We start from the raw sequence: 17,656 nt of genomic DNA on the forward strand, positions 1-17,656 counted from the left end.
CGCACGAAAGCCCGGTTATACCGGGCTTTCGTGCGTTTCTATAGGTGATGATTAGTAAAGGCTCAATTGGGAGGCACATATGGCCTGTATACGTTCGCGGCTACGTTTCAGTCGCATCTTAACCGCACTTGGTTTGAGCTTATATAACTGGGCAATCGCATCGATACTCATCCCATCTTCATATTTCAATCGTAGTAGTTTTCGTTCTTCATCCGTCAGCCGATCCATAGCTACCCGCATGAGTTGCAGGGTTTCTTCATGGAGTTGCGGATCGCCATAATCGGCTTGGGTTTCCTGCAAGTGAACGGTTAAATCGGTAGTAGGAATCCGCCGGGCTAATCGAATCTGGTCGGCACAGTAATTATAGGCAATGGAGTATAGCCAGGTAGAAAAACTTGAGCGTTGTTGAAATGCATCCAGCTTATGAAAGGCCTTCAGAAAAATATCCTGTGTGAAATCCTGAGCTTGTTCAGAATCATTGGTCATCGATAGACATTGCTGATATACCTTGCCTACATACCGATTGTAGAGCGCTTCAAAACATTGGTTTGGCTGCTGGGGTAGGTAGTGGCGAATCATCTCTTCGTCACTTAGGTGAACTTTCATGGTGGATTGGTAACAAGTAGTTTAGAATTATTCTTCAAATTTAATTAATTATTTTACTATTTTCCCATATAGGTCTGAAATACAGGGTATAAACTTAATGAATCTATTAAACGGTGTATATACACACATTATAAATATACAAATAGTTATTTAATTAAACAATATAGTACTATTTAATTCGAAGGTATTTGTCAAGGTTTGTAGTTACGAGTATGTGGGTATCTCGAGTCACTAAATCAAAAATAGAACTAAGATTATGTAGATATAGGCTAAAAATAAATGCTTCAAAGAGCGTAAAATTGACTTTTGTTTAACTTTGTGTCTTATAAATGCCTTTTAAGTTAAACAAATAGTTGTGTGAACGATAAATCTTCACCGAATGGCTTCTTTATTCATGAAGTAAGCTATAAGCATGTGTTGATGAACTGGCTGCTGGTTATTGCCGATTTTCATTCAAATTATAATCGACTGGTCAAGTGCCTGAATGCGTATAAAACACAGCAAGGGCCGTCTGAAACTACTAAATCGTGTGAAGTTCAACTGCCTGTTGGCCAGGTAGTATCGCTATTGAATACGATGCAGCAGGAACTGGAAAGGTTAGCAACCGATATGGAGCAGTACCAGGCTCCGCTTCCCAGCGATCAGAACAACTACTGTACTAAACTTGCGAATCATACACAGACGATTAACGAGTTGAATAAGCAGGCGCAGTGTATACTCCAACTGGCAACATTACCCGCTCTACAGAAGTGAAGCTAGGGCAGCAGTGGCAGGTAAAGTTTGAAGATAGCTCCCTGGCCTGGCTGGCTGGTAGCCGTGATGGCTCCTCCATGGTTTTGGGCTACCTTTTCACATATGGCCAGCCCTACGCCCGTTCCGGCAAATTCATTTTTGCCATGTAGCCGTTGGAATACCTGAAAAATTCGATCCAAATATTTTTCATCAAAGCCGATGCCGTTATCAGCAATACTAATGCAGGTGTATACTGCCGATGGCCGGGTTGGTTTAATCGATACGGGCAGATCAGTAGACTGAACGGTATAGGCCGACACTCGAATCTTTGGGTTGGTATCTTTCTGCCTGAACTTAAGCGAGTTGCTCAACAGGTTCTGGAAGAGCTGCGTAAGCTGGGCGACATCGGCCTCAACCACGGGCAGGTCTTCTACCGTAATTTCGGCCATCGACTCCTCAACACTCACCGATAAATTGTCCAGAGCGGTGTGGATCACCTGAGTCAGAGAAATTTCAATCGGCTCCTCCTGCCGGGTCGACAGACGGGAGTAGGTGAGCAGGTCTTTGATCAGGATCGACATACGGGCAGCAGCAGACTGCATTCGGTCCAGATAGAGTAGATCGTCGCTTGCCAGCGTGGTACTGCGCGTCTTGACCAGATCGCCAAACTGCTGAATTTTTCGTAAAGGTTCCTGTAAGTCGTGACTGGCTATGTAGGCAAACTGGCTGAGCTTGGCGTTGCTCAGGTTGAGTTCTTTGATGGTTGTTTCCAGTTTACGCTGCGATTGTTCCAGCTCTTCTTTGGCGCGACTTAGTTCTTCTTTTTCCTGGAGCGTTTGGCCAACAATCTTTTGCGCATCAATATTGACCATGAAGCCAGTCCAGGCATTCACCTTACCAAGGTAATTGGTAACCGGCTGAACGGAAAACAAATGCCATACATACGTCTGCGTAGCTTTCTCTTTTAGCCGGAATTCATACTGAAAAGGCTTATGCTGAACGGCCTGTTCGGTCCACAGTTGCCAGAAAGCGCCGTAATCGTCAGGGTGAATAATGTCCGACCATTTACTCTGATTGAGGCTTTGGATGGATCGGCCCGTAAATTCAGTAACCCACTCGTTGGCATACAGGAGCTGTCCCATCTGATTGGCCGTAAAAATCATCAGCGGCAAGGAGTTGGTTACCAGTTTGTAGTGCTGCTCACTGGCTTTCAGCCGTTGCGACAGTTCCTGTAGCTGCTCGTTTTTTCGCTTTATTTCATCATAGGCCGATAGGGGCTGATCGGTGATAAACTGAGCCCTCCACTCCTGAATACGTTCTGCACTGATTCGGCGGCTGATGGGCAGATTGAAAGACAACGTGATCTTACTTTCGCGTCCGGTGTTGCTGATTTCCAGCTTCTCGACCAGGCGCTGGGCATATTGCAAGCCTTGATGGAGCGGATTGGCCACGGTAAGATTTTTGTCTTTAACCACGGCCACCAGTGCCTGGCTGCGCTGATAAGCGGTTGCCCCCAGCATCAGAACAGGCTCAGTACCATGCTCCATACTGTACCGGGCTACTTCGGATACAGCGGTAGCGAACGTGGTTTGGGCCGCCAGCGACAGTCCAGCCAGTTCGGCTAATTTCATAGCGCGTTTATGGGCCAGAATCAGGTCCATTTCATTGTCGAGCAGTACTTTAGCTAATTCCTCCATAGTTAGCCTGCATTCGGCCGATAAACAATGACGCGTCGTCGGTTTGTCGGGCGTAATCTTTGTATAGAGCCGCTGCCAGAACCGTTAGGTCGTAGCGATGAATTAAAGGATATTTGTTGGCGTCCCAACGGGATTGAAGCCCATCGGAACACATAATTAATAACTGACCGGGTTCAATCGGTAAAAAGTGGTCATTCATGGCTGTGGGCAGATTCATACCAATTATGCCATTGTACGACAATAGATTCTTATTGGTTATGGCCCCGCTTAGCCGAGTCGAAATGTTGCCAACGCCACACCAGTTCCACCGATGGTTCTGTATGTCGTATACAACAATTGAACCGACCAGACCGCGCGTTTTATTTACGGAGCGGTGCAAAAACCGGATGATGTCGGCCGGGCGATGCTCGATACAGATTCGAAACGCATTGATAGCTGCCTGAACAGCCGTGTAGGCTTCTGGTCCGTGACCAAGGCCATCGCCCACAAAAAGTTTTATAAAGTTTTCAGTCTTTTTAACGTAAATCCCATCACCACACATCGTTTCGCCCGGTTTGGCAACCAGTAATGACCGGAACTCGAATCCCAGCGTTTTGGCCTGTGGGGGCAATGGATTTTTGAAAACTCTGACCAATACAATAGTGCCCCACCCTTTAATCGAGTAAAGCTGCGACTGGTCCGCCAGGCGTTTTATCGATCCAAGGCCATGCCCCAGCGTATTGGTGGTCGATATGCCATCCTGCATCATTCGGGCCGGATCGGCCATACCCGGCCCATGATCAATACTAATAATTTCCAGCCCCGAATTGCTGGCAATCTGAAAGTGCCGGACCAGCAACTCGCCACCACCCGCGTGTTTGATCAGGTTAGAGGTTAGCTCAGCTACAATCAAATCAATTTCGTTCAGCCGTTGTGTCGTAAACCCGACCAGCGTTGCGAGTTGATAGATGCCTTTTTTTATGCTCGACAAATAACTTCGATCAAGCGCCTGAAAGCGTACATGGGGGGAGTTATCCATTCTTCCATTTTAAAATAGTCACTGTAGTGCCCTGGCCTACAGCACTTTGAATCGAGAAGTCGTTGACCAGGCGTCTGGTGCCTGGTAACCCTAAACCCAGGCTTTTGCCCGTTGAGTAACCGTCCTGCATGGCCAGGCTGATGTCGGCAATACCTGGCCCTTTGTCGGAGAATGTCAGACGTACGCCCGTTTCGCGGCCTCGGCTTACCACTTCAATCAGTACAGTGCCCGTGCCCGCGTAACGGAGCATGTTTCGGACCAGCTCGCTGGCAGCGGTGATCAGCTTGGTTTGGTTAACAAGGCCCATCCCAATTTTCACAGCTACCTCTTTGACTCGGTTGCGGAGGGGAACCACATCCTGCTCTCTGGTGATGGCGATGCTGTCTTTACTCAGTGTAATCAGCATCATCGTCGGTCAGTTCATCGTCGGAGCCAAGTTTCGTTTGCAGGAGAGCCATGCCACGCTCTACATCGAGGGCCGTATAAACACCACTTAACGATAATCCCAGTTCAATTAAGGTAATTGCAACCGCAGGCTGCATCCCTACAACCACCGTTTCGGCATCAAGAACCCGTGTCATGCTGGCGATATTCCCCAGAATACGACCCATAAATGAATCGACGATCGATACCGCCGAAATATCGATCAATACGCCACGAGCGCCCGTTTTATGAACCATATTTACCAGATCAGTTTCCAGGTTCAGAGCTAACCGATCGTATAAATCGACCTGAATGGTAACCAGCAAAAAGGCACCCATTCGCAGAATTGGTATTTTATCCATCGGGTAACGACGCTATAAGACTTTCTTTTCGGATTCTGCTCGTTTCACCGTCAGCCTGTTCATACTGAATGCATGTTTGAGGGCACTGGCCAGCGAAGCTTTGGTAATGATATTGGACAGGTCGATACCCAGATGAACGACGGTCTGGGCTATTTCGGGCCGGATACCGCTGATGATGCAGTCGGCACCCATCAGTCGGGTCGCACTGACGGTTTTGATCAGGTGTTGCGCCACGAGGGAGTCGACTGCCGGAACGCCGGAAATATCCAGAATAGCGATGCCGCTACCCGTGTCAACAATTTTCTGGAGAAGGCTTTCCATAACCACCTGCGTTCGGGCGCTGTCCAGCGTACCAATGATGGGAAGGGCAAGAATACCGTCCCACACCTGAATTACGGGCGTAGAAATGTCGCTGATCTCTTCGGTTTGCCGGAATATAACCTCCTCACGGCCTTTTATAAACGTTTCGAACGTAACCACGCCAAAGCTATCCAGCAGCCGATTGAATTTCAGGCTTGTTTTGAAGAGCAGAAGAGGATCGCTGCTTAGATCCTGCTGAAGCAGCTCAAAAATGGCTTCTTTCAGGCTGAAAATATACAGGCCAGTTTCGCGGGGCGAAAAGCCTTGCCGGGCTCTCGACATCGAAATGGCTGATAAGAGTTCAAACAATTCATCGAAACTTGCCGACTCGGTTTGCTCAATATTATTGTCGTTCACGCTCTTGACCAGCAGATCAACCAATTCTTCGGATTGCAGACGGAGTTCATCATTCGTCATTAAATCGTCCCGAAGGGTATCGCTGGCTAACTGTTTCTGGATCCATGTATCTAAAAGGAGGGCCTTATTCTTTTTTAGGAATTGAGCTACGCTATTGGTCATGAGGCAAGTTGATTGTAAAACAAGCAAATGTAAAAATTACTTAACGATTACGGTAATTTATTAGGGAGTGGCGAAGCTAAAGCCAGGCAAAGTAAGGTTGCCTGGACGGACTTTGATCTATAAAATGTAAATATGTTGAAATAATTCATTGGTCGATAGTAAGCCAGCCATTAACCTGATTCTTTTAATCTCGGAAGGCATTTAAGGTTGCTGAATTGCTGGTGCTATAAACAAGCCCATGGGCGATCATAAGGCTCGTCTAACGATTTGTAACAGAATCCAGACCATGCTGTTTGACGAGAGCCATCCCGGCCTCTCTGCTGGCGAAAGCTACAGGCCAGGCTAGGTGGCTGAACAGGCTCTCAAGCCTATAATACCTAGCCCAATCAGGAGAAGAAAAAAGAGTTCGGTAACCGACCAGGAGGCTCTAAGGACCATCACATCAACCACTTTGACCAGCGCCAGTGTCATGGCCGTCCAGATGGCAAAAGCAGTGGGTGTGGGAATCTGTTTGAGGGCCAGTGAGAAAAAGAACATATTGATCAGGCCAAATACAATATTTCCTAAAAAGGGTACCAGGATTGGTAAACCCGCACCAGGCAAATAGAATGAGTTCCAGCGCAAAGCTGTCAATTTATCGAAGTCCATGTACTTGAGCGAATACGTCCAGCCGGTTTGAAAGAGTGCAGCAATGAACAGAAATAACCAGGCATACATGATAAACGGAGTATTTTTACTCAGAAGGTAATGGCTCGCTGTAAAGGTAAAGTACGCGCATGATCTATATGTTACCAGGTTATTATTGATTGATTAAGGATCAGGAGCGATTGAAAATATCGGAGTCGTTGGTAGGCACCCAGGGTTTCTAAAACCAGGCAATTCATAAAGATAGTCCTGAAAGCCAAGCTTTTACCATGGTTGAAGTGATAAACATGGGGCGTTCTGATTGGAGTTCTCGGAAATCATAACAGTTTGGAAATACTTCGGTAAAACTGGGGTAATTTCTAACTGCTTGTTTTGCGCTTTCATTCGTGGCTTTTCTGAAAAGTCTTTCGTTCAGTTTTCTTTTTTGTCGATTGGCTGAATACACTCTCTCAACACTAGATGCATGATAATGAAGACTTTACTCTTCATTGCGGTTGGTCTGACGGGCCTTTCTTCCCTTTTCAGATGGGACCTGTCCATAGGCTTAACTACCTCTTTCACTGTCGATTCGCTTGGAGCCTGCCAGGGCGTGAGCTATCAGCAGGATAAGGTGTACTTGTATGGAGATCGGGAAGTCGGGATGATTCGTGCTTACACGGTCGGGAAGGATGCCCTTACCTATACGGGGCAGGAAGTAAAGCTGACGGTCGATGGACAGGATGTGATCAACCACCCAACTGGTATTGCCTACAACCAGACGGGGCCAACATTTATCGGTAACAGCATTCGCTTGAATCCTGAAGGCACTAAATGGCGGGCGGTTATTTATCTGGTCAACTGGGCGGGTCTGCTTCGGACGGGTACGCTGGACAACAACCTGCTGAATACAATTGAGGACGATGCCTGCATACAGGGTACGCGGCCCGAATATGTGCGTTATCAGAACAAATGGTATGTTGCCACTGCCGACTATGGTGCTCAGGCCAACGAAGTGCGGCTCTACGATCCTATACTACTGGCAAAAGCCAGAAAGACCAGTGAGCCCGGTATAGTGGTTAAAAAATTTACCTGCTCACCCTGGGTGCAAAACCTGCATTGGATTCCATCGAAAGGGGTGCTTGTGCTGATTCAGAATCAAATTGAAGGACGACGCTGGCGATTTACGTTTCTTGACCTCAAACGGTCTATTGAGTCAGGGCGGGAACAGGTGCTTAAAACCGTTGACATCGACAAAGCGGATGAATTAGAGGGATTTACGCTCCTTGGCGATAAGCTGACCGGACTTGCCGTGACCTCGTCGCGGCAGAATAACGTGCATTTCATGAACCTTTCCTGGTAACCAATCAGGCTTTCTCTGTACAACTAATCCAATTTTATACAACTTGACATGAATCATTACTCAATTTCATTGAGCAGGTATTTCTTTGGCCTGATGCTGCTGGTCAGCCTGCTCGCCAGCCATCAATTAGCGCTGGCCAACCCTCGTACCACCTTGCGGCTTGAGCAGCTCGTTCGGGTTAGTGGCACGGTCATCGATGAGCAGAACCAACCCATTCCGGGGGTCAACATCGTTGAAAAGCAAACCCGGAAAGGAACCGTTACGGATGCGAATGGTCAGTTTTCGATGGATGTACCTACGGGGGCCACACTGGTATTTTCGTCGGTAGGGTTTACCACACAGGAGGTTACGGTAGGGGCGCAACCGACGCTGAAGGTAATCCTGAAAGAGGATGTCAATCAGTTGAGCGAAGTAGTGGCGGTTGGGTATCAGACCTTGCGGAAAAGTGATGTAACCGGCGCTATCTCCAACGTAAAAGCCCGCGAGCTAAACGTGGCTGCGCCTACACTGGGGCAGGCCCTGGTCGGTAAGCTGGCGGGTGTGCAGGTGTCGCAGGTGAGCGGGGCTCCGTATGTGAGTACCAAAATTCGGGTGCGAGGAATAGGCTCCATCAACGCCAGTTCCGATCCGTTGTATGTGATCGATGGGTTTCCGGCAGGCAACGACGTGTTCATCAACCCAAACGACATTGAGAGCATCGATATTCTGAAAGATGCTGCATCGGCTGCTATTTATGGTTCGCGGGCGTCGGGGGGCGTGGTACTCATCACAACCAAGCGAGGTAAAGAAGGGAAAGGCAAGTTTGATTACGAATACCAGTACGGTATCAATCAACTGGCTAAAAAAGTAAAACTGCTGGATGCCAGCGGATTTGCACAACTGGTGATCGATGGTCGGAACAATACCTATCGCGACCTGGTGCAGAACAGCGGCAAACCCTGGACCGACGCCATGTTCTCCGATGATAATGCAACCCGGATCGCTAAAGTGGGCAATGCATCCTCGGTCAGTATCCCAACGGAGTTCTATGATTTCGCCAATCAGAAACTGATCACGCCCAAATACAATACCGACTGGCAGAACGAACTATACCGCAACGCACCGATGAGCCGCCATAACCTAACCTTCTCAGGGGGTAACAATGGCGTTCGCTACCTGATTAGTGGCGGTTACCAGAACCAGCAGGGGATTATTGTGGCTACGAAACAGGAGCGGCTGAATTTTCGGGCCAATATCGATGCCGATGTAAGCAAAAAGTTTAGGGTGGGTACCAGTATGTTCGTAACCTCCACCAGTAATCGCGAAGTGCAGGAAGGTCGCTTCAACCAGGGGCCGATTCTGGGAGCGCTGATTTATGCGCCGATTTTCCGGGCGCGTGATGAGAATGGCAATCTGATCAAAAACGAAATGGCCGCTCAACAGCCGGTTTATGGCTACCAGACCATCGAGAATCCGGTGGCTATGGCTATGGAGACCAATATCACCCGCAAAGGACTTCGCGGTACGTTCAACGGTACGGCCAGTTACGAAATTATTCCGGGGCTGGTTGCAAAAGCCAACGTTGGGATGCAAACCTTCAACGAAAAATATGAATACTATCTGCCCACCAGCCTGAGCAGCGGCAACAACCCACCCTATTCGCCCCAGGCTATTGCTGCCGCTACTGCTCAGGCGCTAACGGTCAATACCCAAAACCTGCTGGCTGAATTTACGGCTACCTATGCCAAACAGTTGGGCCGCCACCGGATTAATGGGCTGATTGGTTACACGGCCCAAAAGACGAACCTCGACCAGATCAGTGTGTCGGCGCAGGGGTTTCAGAATGATGCCGTTCAGGAAATCACGGCCAAAGGAGCCGACGCCACCAACTTCTTTCTAAACGCGACCACCACTACGAGCAGTGTCGGATTTACCGGCACGGGCAAACAGGAAGAAACGCTGCTGTCGTATCTGGCGCGTGCCGAGTACAACTATGATGATCGCTACTATCTGACAGCTGCTTTCCGTACCGATGGTTCGTCGCGCTTTGGGCCCCTGAACCGCTGGGGGAGTTTTCCATCGATTTCGGGCGGTTGGACCCTTTCAAACGAACCCTTCTATGCCGATGTATTCGGTTCTTCGTCGACCCTCAAACTGCGGGGAAGCTGGGGGCTTACCGGAAACTACAACGTGGGCAACTACAACTACCTGCAAACGATGGCCAGCCCGACCGGAGCCGTATTCGGATCTGGAACCATTCAGACCGCATTTTATTCCGGACCAATCAAAGATCAGAAACTCGGCTGGGAATCGACCTCGCAGTATAATCTGGGGGTAGACGTGGGTTTGTTCAACAACCGGATCCTGCTGATTGCAAACGGTTACCTGAGTTATTCGTACAACCTGCTGTTCAACCAGCCCATCTCAGCCATTTCGGGGGCTACCAGCATCCTGACCAACCTGCGCGATTCGAAAATCCGGAACCAGGGGGTTGAATTGCAGATAGATGGCCGGGCCATTTCGACCCCGGATTTTAAGCTGAACCTGAGTGGGAATATTTCGCTGAACCGCAATAAAGTTTTGAATATGGGCGGTGCCAACACCATTCTGGTGGCGGGTGCTGAGCGGTCATACATCACACACATTACCCAGGAAGGCCAGCCCGTCGGCATGTTCTACGGTTTCAAGGCTATTGGTATGGTTCGCCAGAAAGACATGGATAATCTGGCGGCCGACAATGCGGTTTATAATGCGGCTACCCAGTCGTTCCCGGCAGGTTATGTGCTGAAAGGACCCGCCCGGTCAACGGCTTCGACCAACCCACTTCGTCCCGGCGATCTGATTTTTCAGGATGTAAACGGCGATGGGGTTGTCAACGACGCAGATAAGCAGGTGATTGGCAGCCCGTATCCAAAATTTACTTACGGTTTTTCGGTAAACGCCAGCTACAAAGCTCTGGATTTTAATGCCTCGTTCAATGGTATTTACGGAAGTCAGGTACTCGACGGGCAGGACTATTACCTGTTCAACATGGAAGGCTCGGGTAATCAGTATTCGGTCGTGGCTGATCGGTATCGGTCCGAAGATCAACCGGGCAACGGGCAGGTGTATCGCGCATCGCGGGGGGGGACGCAAAGCAACAGCACCCGCCTGTCGACTTTTTATCTGCAAAACGGTTCGTACTTCCGCTGCACGAACCTGACCCTGGGCTACAATCTGCCCGCCAGTCTGGTAGCCAGAGCGCGTGTGAGCGGATTACGGCTGTACATCAACGTCAACAACGCCTTTACCATCACCAAATACAAAGGGTATAACCCAGAGGTAGATTACAACAACGGGGCTAACCTGGCGCCGGGTGTCGATTACGGTAAATACCCATTGGCTCGTGGCTACAACCTGGGTGCACGCATCACGTTTTAACTGACCTCAGACGAGAGGAGAGTACGCGGTTCGCTGTCGGCTTTCCTCCTTCCTTCATTTTGACATAACCATGACATCTAAATCATTACTTCGCTACGTTCCGCTAGTAACGCTGCTGTTGCTGGGTTCGTGCAGTCAGGATTTTCTGATCGAAACCAATCCAAACGCCATTGCGACCTCCGACTACTACAAAACGGAAAATGATGTACTACTGGCGCTGAACGGCGTGTATAATTCCCTGCGTAACAACAACGGCATTGCGGAAGGGAGTGGCTTGTTTTCCGAAGAACGGTCCGACAATACCGGCCGGAACGATAACCAGTCCAATGCCGGTGAGCCGTTTCAGTTCAACGATTTTTCGCTACTGCCCAGCAACTCGTATCTGCAAACCCACTGGACGGCCCTCTATCAGATCATTACGCGGGCCAACAGCGTACTGGCGGGTTCTGAAACCATCCCCTTTACCAATGCCGACACAAAAGCTCAATATCAGGCCGAAGCGAAGTTCATCCGGGCATTGACGTACTTTCATCTGGTGCGCAAATGGGGCGATGTGCCGCTTGTGACAAAACCGCTCAATACAGCCGATGAAGTGTTGACCAATACGTTTCGCGAAAAGAAAGAGAACGTATATGCACAGATTGTGGCCGACCTGACCGATGTCGTCAACAGTCCATTGCCGGATGTTCGTTCGGCAGCTGATAAAGGACGGGTATCGAAAGTGGCCGGAAATGCCTTGCTGGGGCAGGTGTATCTGACTATGGCAACTACACTCGATCAGGCCAATCGGGCTGCGAATCTGGCGCAGGCAAAAACCTACCTCACAAACGCCTACAACAAGCGGACGTTCGGCACCTTAAAGGAAATTCCGTATGCCGACGTGTTCGACGTAGCGAAGAAAACAACTAACCCTGAAGCCATTTTCCAGATCGTTTATAAACAGGGCGATATTAACTACTCGTCGAGCATTGCGGCCAGCAACCAGGCGCAGGGCGAAACCATCAATTCGCTCAAAACAGCTACGGGCGTTGGCGGCAATGTAAAGGCCGACCTGGTAAGCGATTACGAGAACGGTGATATTCGGAAAGATTATTCGATCAAATACGCCAACGCAGCCGTGGTAAAGGACTACTTCATTACCAAATTCCGGGACGCCAGTTCCACGGCCGGAACCAGTGGCTATGGTGGGAACGATTGGCTGCTGATTCGCTATGCCGATGTGATGCTGATGCTGGCCGAAGTGAATATGTATCTGGGCGATGAAGCGACGGCGATTGGCTTTCTGGATCAGGTGCGCGAACGGGCCAAATTGCCACTTTATAACGTGGCCAAAACCGATCCAGCCTATAGCGCCCGATACCCTACGCTGAAACTGGCGATTCTGCACGAACGGCGTGTTGAGCTGGCGTTCGAAAACCAGCGTTGGTTCGATCTGCTCCGCTTCTTTACACCCGCCGAACTGGTCAGCTATTTTAAAGCGAAACCCCAGTCGGGTTATGGAACGGCTCAGTTATCGAACTTCGGTACGAAAGACTATTACTACCCCATTCCGTTCAATGAATACAAACTGAATCCGACGGGAATGTACCAGAATTCGGGCTATTAAATAGACTATTCATCAACCGCGTGGGCGTCGGGCTACCCAGAATATGTCGACAACTTATTCTGGGTAGCCTGATGCCTACACGCTTAAAAATCTGTGCACCTGGCCAGATGTCGAAGTTTCTGATCGATGAGGTTTTGTCTTCGCTGCTCAGGTGATGTCGACGAAGTAGATGAGCAGGAGAGTAAGTACCAGAAAAGCAAGAATTCCCAATACGAATTGACGTTGGCGAGTTGGCGAGTAACGTACATAGCGGCTGTTACCGGCCAGTAAATTCATAAGTTCGTTAATCCAGTGTTCCAGCATGACGATGGCCTGAGTCCTTCTTTAGTATGGACTGCCTGATGGCCTGGAGTCACCCGTTTTTAGGTTATCAAATTGTTACAATTGAAGGTAAGACCTGACTCGTTTCTCAAACTAGGCTATCGACGAAGCAGCGGGTAGCGGAGTACTAGCTTTATTTACGTTTTCGGGAACGATTATAATATAGGTTAGCAAACTGGATGAAATTGCGCCAGTCGTAGGCCGTTAAGTTGTGTTCGCCCTCGCGGTTATGGTAGCCGATTGGGGCGTTTAGGATCGGTTGGTTAATAGCCGGGGGATTGGCCGGAAGGTGGGATTTCAGGCCATATAAAGCATAAACGCTTTCGGCTTGTTTTAACGCCAGGAACGTCCCGGTAGGGTCGGCCCACAGGTCCTTCGATGCATTGGTCGCGTAAAGCGGTCGTGGGGCAATTGCAGCCAGCAGCATGTGCTGATCCACGGGTAACGCATCTTCGTTGTTATTGAATTTTTTGTAGTTGTCCGTAAACCAGTGGGGAAACGTAGTGTTGATTCGGGCGATCGTTTCGCCAAAACGTCTATGAGATAAAGCGGCTCCTGTATTGCCCGAGCAGTTGGTAATACACATGGCGAATCGGGGATCTTCGGCAGCCGCCCACAAGGACGCTTTTCCGCCCCGCGAATGCCCAACTACAGCCACCTTTTTAGCGTCGATTGCGGCATCCTTTTCCAGATAATCGAGCACTCGGCTGGCCCCCCAGGCCCAGGCGCCAATGGCCCGCATTCCGTTGGGCGCCGTTAGCTGGTCAGGATAAAGTTGTAAAACTCCAGTTGCGTACCGGATTGTGTCGTCGGGAGCGAGGTCGCTAACATGAAAAGCCGCAATCGCATAACCACTATCAACAACCATTTCGGCGGGCCAGAAATCGCTTTTGTGAATCCGGGTCGGGTCGGTGTTGTCTTTAGCCCGGTTGTTGATCAGCAGAAAAACCGGAGCGGGGCCTTTCGACTGGTTCGGTACAAAAAGAACGAGGTGTATGGTCACCTGTTTTGTTCGGTTGATCACGTCAATACGTACTTCTTTCAAAGTCGCTTTTCCTCCCATAGCCTGGGCATCTTCGTTCGTTACCGAATATGTAAGCCGATCGTAAGACCTGGGCATTTGCCCGTACACGTTTTCTTCAAAAAGCCGGATTATTTCAGGGCGTCGTTCCGTTTCCCAGGCCGTCTTGTTGCGGATGGCCCGATTGGTCGTTGTTTTTAAAACCGCAGGCAGGGTATAGGCCGGAACCTTTGCTTCGTCGTAATTCACCTGTGGCTGTGCCTGAAGACGGGTGAGTACAGACAACAGAAAAAGGCTGACGTAAAATGACGTACAGACTGTACTAAGCTTGCTCATTGGATATGCACGGCTGAAGTAGTAGGCCACAAATCGGGCCGATCCGGCAAACGAATCGGGAGAATAAGCAGCCAGCCTTGCGGAATTACTTGCCAGTCAATTAAGATGCGAAGCAGCCGATGGGGGCATAAAGCCGTATACGGTTACGGATTAAACCGCCTTATGCGTTCATTATATTGATCCAAAGTGGCATCGTCCAGGGTGCCAGCCTGCTGAAGCTCGAAGCGGAGAAAATCTGCCCGATCGGCTCCTTCCACCATGCCTTCAAATTTCAACTCCTGCTCTACCCACTCCGAGGGTTTATGCAGCCTGATAGCCTGAGTCAGTACAGCCTTCACAATCTGTGCGGTCCGGTTCGCATCCTGCGTTGTCAGTAACAATATTCGAATGTTGGTCAGATAATCTCCATACGTGAGCCGTTGGGCAGGCAGTTCGGCCAGTGCCCATTCTAAGGCCAGACTCCGAACGAGTTCAGTATAGGGTGATGTCTCTAGATCGTTAAAACTAATACGTTGATTCATTCCTTACGTCATGGTCTACTATTCCAAACGTTGACGGGTCATAGAGAACCCATCCGTACACCCCGGCAGACTGGTTTTATGAGCCTGGAAAACCGCTCAGGCACATATACGCACGCGTGTAAGCCGAATATCCGGTCGATTAAACTGTCGCTGCATCTGGGCAAATACCTGATCAATCGCTTCATCGGGATCAGCAGCCGTAATCGATAGATTGCCATTCGTAAAGAGACTATGATTCCGTTCATCTAAAACATCGAATGCGACCCGAATGATCTGTTTTTTGCTTGCCATAGTATAGAGTAATTAGAGGACCTGGAAAAATCCACACATATGGCCTGATGGAGCCGGGGAAAGCACATTCAGGCACGGGAGCGTTGCTCTATGGATTTATGGCAAAAATACGGCTACTGTATCATAGTTGTATTATATATAGCAAAATAAAAATAGGGCGTACTCATTTCCCCATGCCTCCTATGCCGCTTGTTGGCGAGTCGGGCACTGGTCGGCGGAGTAGACAACCGTGTACCTTCGATAAGGCCCGGTACGAATCGATGATCGGTTTAAAATACCCGAAATGCAAAATCCCCTGTAAACGCGAAATTTACAGGGGATTTAATGAAGTGTGCACTTTGCTTTTTGTAGCCCGACCAGGATTCGAACCTAGACAAACAGAACCAAAATCTGTCGTACTACCCTTATACTATCGGGCTATTTTGCATTTGCGAGTGCAAAGGTAACAGATTATGGGAGTTAAAAACAAATTCTGATCTAAAAAAAAGTGTCTCTTTTAGCTGAAAATTCGATTCGACATTGATTTACAGCAGGCTAGCTCGCTTAAATTCCGGCCACGGGTGTAGCTGGGCTGATCTTTTTGACCAGACCCTGTAAAACTTTTCCCGGACCGCACTCAAAAAATTCAGTAGCTCCATCCGCTACCATCCGCTCTACGGACTGCGTCCAGCGAACCGGCGAAGTCAATTGCGCAATGAGATTGGCTTTAAGTTGTACCGGGTCGGTAACGGCTTGGGCATTTACATTCTGATATACCGGGCAGCGAGGTGCGTGGAAAGTCATCCGTTCGACAGCCTCGGCAAATTCGGTGCGGGCTGGCTCCATAAAGGGCGAATGGAAAGCCCCGCTGACAGCCAGTGGGACAACGCGTTTGGCTCCGGCTGCTTTCAACCGTTCTTCGGCCAGTTGAATACCCGCTACGCTGCCCGAAATAACGACCTGGCCAGGGCAATTGTAGTTGGCAGGAACGACAATTTCTTCAGTAATCTCAGCACATACGCTTTCGATGGCTTCGTCGGCCAGGCCCAGTACAGCGGCCATGGTTGAGGGCGCCAGATCGCAGGCCCGTTGCATGGCTGTAGCGCGTACCGATGCCAGGCTTAGTCCATCCGCAAACGACAGGACACCGGCAGCCGTGAGTGCGGCCAGTTCGCCCAGTGAGTGACCCGCTACCATAGCAGGCGCAAATGACTCCGTTGTGAGGGCTAGTACAACACCGTGAACAAAAACGGCAGGCTGAGTATAAATGGTTTGTTTGAGTTCATCGTCAGAGCCTTCAAACATAATGCTGGTCAGGTTATACCCCAGCACCTCATTGGCCTGGTCGAACAATTGGCGGGCGGCTTCGGAGGCCTGGTAGAGATCCTGCCCCATACCCCGAAACTGAGAACCCTGACCGGGAAAAACGTATGCTTTCATTGGATGAGCCTATTAGTGAATAAAATGGCTATTGACTGCAAAATAGATGGATTATTGTGGTTGTTCAAAACGAAGCTACGTTTGCTGTCTATTTCCACAGAAATGTGTCAACTTCTCTAACAAGCACCTACAACGTAGTGTTGAGCAGGTCAGTCGTTGATTTCGATTAATTTATATCGGCTGTAAATAAACCATAAAACCGTTCAGAAAAGGTCTATAACTTGTTTCCATCGGGTTTGTGGCTTAGTTTTGATGCGCCGTTCAAACCGGCTTTTTTTCAATTGTTTACCACTAAATTTTTCGTGTCGTTCATCCTATGGCTTGGGTAACACAAACGCTATCCAGCTCCCTCGGTCGAAAGGTTATCATGTCGCTGACGGGACTGTTTCTAAGTTCATTTCTGATTGTACATATGGCTGGAAATCTCCAGTTATTTAAAGGCGATGGCGGTCGGGCTTTCAATGAGTATACTTACTTCATGACCCACAACCCGCTTATTATCACCATCTCCTACCTCCTCTACACGTCGATTCTGGTTCATGCGCTGATGGCTTTTGTCTTAACGCGCCATAACCAGGCGTCTCGCCCCATCAAGTATGCCTACAGCAAGCCCGAAGCAAACAGTGCCTGGGCATCGCGGAATATGGGTATTCTGGGGACCATTTTGCTGCTGTTCATTGTTATTCACATGCGAACATTCTGGTACGAAATGCATTTCGGATCGGTGCCCATGGCGGAGTACGATGGAAAGGAGTACAAGGATTTGTATGCGGTTGTGCAGGTGGCTTTTGGTGAGTTATGGTACGTTGTTCTCTACGTCATTTGTATGGTGGCTATTGGCTATCATCTATGGCATGGTTTCCAGAGTGGATTCCAGACGTTGGGCATCCGGCATAAAAAATACACCCCGGTTATTGAGTTTCTGGGCAAGTACTTTTTTGCCATCATCATTCCGGCAGCTTTCGCAGCCATGCCAATTTACGTGTATTTACAGGTTCACAATATAATTTAAAGAGTGAAAGAGCGAGAGAGTGAATGGCG

The 17,656-nt window shown here is 49.2% G+C and carries 17 protein-coding genes and 1 tRNA gene; 5 read left to right on the forward strand and 13 right to left on the reverse strand.

Going from position 1 to position 17,656, the window contains the following annotated elements:
- Window positions 1–51: 51 nt before the first annotated feature.
- On the reverse strand, window positions 52–606 hold the full coding sequence (locus B153_RS0115665) for an RNA polymerase sigma factor (protein ID WP_020597677.1): 555 nt from the start codon (window positions 604–606) through the stop codon (window positions 52–54).
- Window positions 607–963: 357 nt separating this feature from the next.
- Here B153_RS0115665 and B153_RS0115670 point away from each other — a divergent pair, with 357 nt between their 5' ends.
- A complete protein-coding gene (locus tag B153_RS0115670; protein ID WP_020597678.1) occupies window positions 964–1,359 on the forward strand; it encodes a hypothetical protein in 396 nt (131 codons plus the stop codon).
- A 2-nt stretch (window positions 1,360–1,361) separates the two neighbouring features.
- Here the strand turns inward: B153_RS0115670 and B153_RS0115675 are convergent, their stop codons facing one another.
- The 6 genes from B153_RS0115675 to B153_RS0115700 form a co-directional block, all read right to left on the reverse strand.
- Window positions 1,362–3,035, reverse strand: a complete 1,674-nt coding sequence (locus B153_RS0115675; protein ID WP_020597679.1) for an ATP-binding protein — start codon at window positions 3,033–3,035, stop codon at window positions 1,362–1,364.
- On the reverse strand, window positions 3,019–4,053 hold the full coding sequence (locus B153_RS0115680; protein ID WP_020597680.1) for an ATP-binding SpoIIE family protein phosphatase: 1,035 nt from the start codon (window positions 4,051–4,053) through the stop codon (window positions 3,019–3,021). The genes B153_RS0115675 and B153_RS0115680 overlap by 17 nt, the downstream gene beginning before the upstream one ends.
- A complete protein-coding gene (locus B153_RS0115685; protein ID WP_020597681.1) occupies window positions 4,046–4,459 on the reverse strand; it encodes an anti-sigma regulatory factor in 414 nt (137 codons plus the stop codon). The genes B153_RS0115680 and B153_RS0115685 overlap by 8 nt, the downstream gene beginning before the upstream one ends.
- Window positions 4,440–4,838 carry an STAS domain-containing protein gene (locus B153_RS0115690; RefSeq protein ID WP_020597682.1) on the reverse strand — a complete coding sequence of 133 codons (399 nt, stop codon included), beginning with the start codon at window positions 4,836–4,838 and terminating at the stop codon, window positions 4,440–4,442. Before B153_RS0115690 ends, B153_RS0115685 begins: the two co-directional genes overlap by 20 nt.
- Before the next feature lie 12 nt (window positions 4,839–4,850).
- Window positions 4,851–5,717: an STAS domain-containing protein gene (locus tag B153_RS0115695; RefSeq protein WP_020597683.1), complete on the reverse strand. Its 867-nt coding sequence runs from the start codon at window positions 5,715–5,717 to the stop codon at window positions 4,851–4,853.
- Window positions 5,718–6,059: 342 nt separating this feature from the next.
- Entirely contained in the window at window positions 6,060–6,434 is a 375-nt protein-coding gene (locus tag B153_RS0115700) for a DMT family transporter (protein ID WP_020597684.1), read from the reverse strand.
- A gap of 397 nt (window positions 6,435–6,831) precedes the next feature.
- Between B153_RS0115700 and B153_RS0115705 the strand changes: the two genes are divergently transcribed.
- The 3 genes from B153_RS0115705 (at window position 6,832) to B153_RS0115715 (ending at window position 12,706) form a co-directional block, all read left to right on the forward strand.
- Entirely contained in the window at window positions 6,832–7,701 is an 870-nt protein-coding gene (locus B153_RS0115705) for a hypothetical protein (protein ID WP_020597685.1), read from the forward strand.
- A gap of 48 nt (window positions 7,702–7,749) precedes the next feature.
- A complete protein-coding gene (locus B153_RS0115710; RefSeq protein ID WP_020597686.1) occupies window positions 7,750–11,100 on the forward strand; it encodes a SusC/RagA family TonB-linked outer membrane protein in 3,351 nt (1,116 codons plus the stop codon).
- A 70-nt stretch (window positions 11,101–11,170) separates the two neighbouring features.
- A complete protein-coding gene (locus tag B153_RS0115715; RefSeq protein WP_020597687.1) occupies window positions 11,171–12,706 on the forward strand; it encodes a RagB/SusD family nutrient uptake outer membrane protein in 1,536 nt (511 codons plus the stop codon).
- 147 nt (window positions 12,707–12,853) lie between these two features.
- Here B153_RS0115715 and B153_RS38695 read toward each other — a convergent pair whose 3' ends face one another.
- The 6 genes from B153_RS38695 to fabD all read right to left on the reverse strand — a co-directional run bounded on the left by B153_RS38695 (window position 12,854) and on the right by fabD (window position 16,615).
- A complete protein-coding gene (locus tag B153_RS38695) occupies window positions 12,854–12,982 on the reverse strand; it encodes a hypothetical protein (protein ID WP_281167737.1) in 129 nt (42 codons plus the stop codon).
- Window positions 12,983–13,160: 178 nt separating this feature from the next.
- A complete protein-coding gene (locus B153_RS0115725; RefSeq protein ID WP_020597689.1) occupies window positions 13,161–14,384 on the reverse strand; it encodes a glucuronyl esterase domain-containing protein in 1,224 nt (407 codons plus the stop codon).
- Between the two features lie 143 nt (window positions 14,385–14,527).
- The gene (locus tag B153_RS0115730; RefSeq protein WP_020597690.1) at window positions 14,528–14,905 is read right to left on the reverse strand and encodes a hypothetical protein; all 378 of its coding nucleotides are present in this window, start codon (window positions 14,903–14,905) and stop codon (window positions 14,528–14,530) included.
- Between the two features lie 96 nt (window positions 14,906–15,001).
- Entirely contained in the window at window positions 15,002–15,196 is a 195-nt protein-coding gene (locus B153_RS0115735; RefSeq protein ID WP_020597691.1) for a hypothetical protein, read from the reverse strand.
- A gap of 348 nt (window positions 15,197–15,544) precedes the next feature.
- Window positions 15,545–15,615: transfer RNA gene (locus B153_RS0115740), tRNA-Gln, on the reverse strand.
- A 124-nt stretch (window positions 15,616–15,739) separates the two neighbouring features.
- The gene (fabD, locus tag B153_RS0115745) at window positions 15,740–16,615 is read right to left on the reverse strand and encodes an ACP S-malonyltransferase (RefSeq protein WP_020597692.1); all 876 of its coding nucleotides are present in this window, start codon (window positions 16,613–16,615) and stop codon (window positions 15,740–15,742) included.
- Between the two features lie 316 nt (window positions 16,616–16,931).
- Here fabD and B153_RS0115750 point away from each other — a divergent pair, with 316 nt between their 5' ends.
- Window positions 16,932–17,627: a succinate dehydrogenase cytochrome b subunit gene (locus tag B153_RS0115750; protein ID WP_026262194.1), complete on the forward strand. Its 696-nt coding sequence runs from the start codon at window positions 16,932–16,934 to the stop codon at window positions 17,625–17,627.
- Window positions 17,628–17,656 lie beyond the last annotated feature (29 nt).

This window comes from Spirosoma panaciterrae DSM 21099 (assembly GCF_000374025.1).
GTDB classification, from domain to species: domain Bacteria; phylum Bacteroidota; class Bacteroidia; order Cytophagales; family Spirosomataceae; genus Spirosoma; species Spirosoma panaciterrae.

Coding starts and splice junctions, on each gene's coding strand:
- B153_RS0115675 (WP_020597679.1), bottom strand. CDS start 3,035: ATGGAGGAATTAGCTAAAGTACTGCTCGACAATGAAATGGACCTGATT.
- B153_RS0115750 (WP_026262194.1), top strand. CDS start 16,932: ATGGCTTGGGTAACACAAACGCTATCCAGCTCCCTCGGTCGAAAGGTT.
- B153_RS0115725 (WP_020597689.1), bottom strand. CDS start 14,384: ATGAGCAAGCTTAGTACAGTCTGTACGTCATTTTACGTCAGCCTTTTT.
- B153_RS0115710 (WP_020597686.1), top strand. CDS start 7,750: ATGAATCATTACTCAATTTCATTGAGCAGGTATTTCTTTGGCCTGATG.
- B153_RS38695 (WP_281167737.1), bottom strand. CDS start 12,982: ATGAATTTACTGGCCGGTAACAGCCGCTATGTACGTTACTCGCCAACT.
- B153_RS0115665 (WP_020597677.1), bottom strand. CDS start 606: ATGAAAGTTCACCTAAGTGACGAAGAGATGATTCGCCACTACCTACCC.
- B153_RS0115715 (WP_020597687.1), top strand. CDS start 11,171: ATGACATCTAAATCATTACTTCGCTACGTTCCGCTAGTAACGCTGCTG.
- B153_RS0115685 (WP_020597681.1), bottom strand. CDS start 4,459: ATGCTGATTACACTGAGTAAAGACAGCATCGCCATCACCAGAGAGCAG.
- B153_RS0115735 (WP_020597691.1), bottom strand. CDS start 15,196: ATGGCAAGCAAAAAACAGATCATTCGGGTCGCATTCGATGTTTTAGAT.
- B153_RS0115730 (WP_020597690.1), bottom strand. CDS start 14,905: ATGAATCAACGTATTAGTTTTAACGATCTAGAGACATCACCCTATACT.
- B153_RS0115700 (WP_020597684.1), bottom strand. CDS start 6,434: ATGTATGCCTGGTTATTTCTGTTCATTGCTGCACTCTTTCAAACCGGC.
- B153_RS0115705 (WP_020597685.1), top strand. CDS start 6,832: ATGAAGACTTTACTCTTCATTGCGGTTGGTCTGACGGGCCTTTCTTCC.
- B153_RS0115680 (WP_020597680.1), bottom strand. CDS start 4,053: ATGGATAACTCCCCCCATGTACGCTTTCAGGCGCTTGATCGAAGTTAT.
- B153_RS0115690 (WP_020597682.1), bottom strand. CDS start 4,838: ATGGATAAAATACCAATTCTGCGAATGGGTGCCTTTTTGCTGGTTACC.
- B153_RS0115695 (WP_020597683.1), bottom strand. CDS start 5,717: ATGACCAATAGCGTAGCTCAATTCCTAAAAAAGAATAAGGCCCTCCTT.
- fabD (WP_020597692.1), bottom strand. CDS start 16,615: ATGAAAGCATACGTTTTTCCCGGTCAGGGTTCTCAGTTTCGGGGTATG.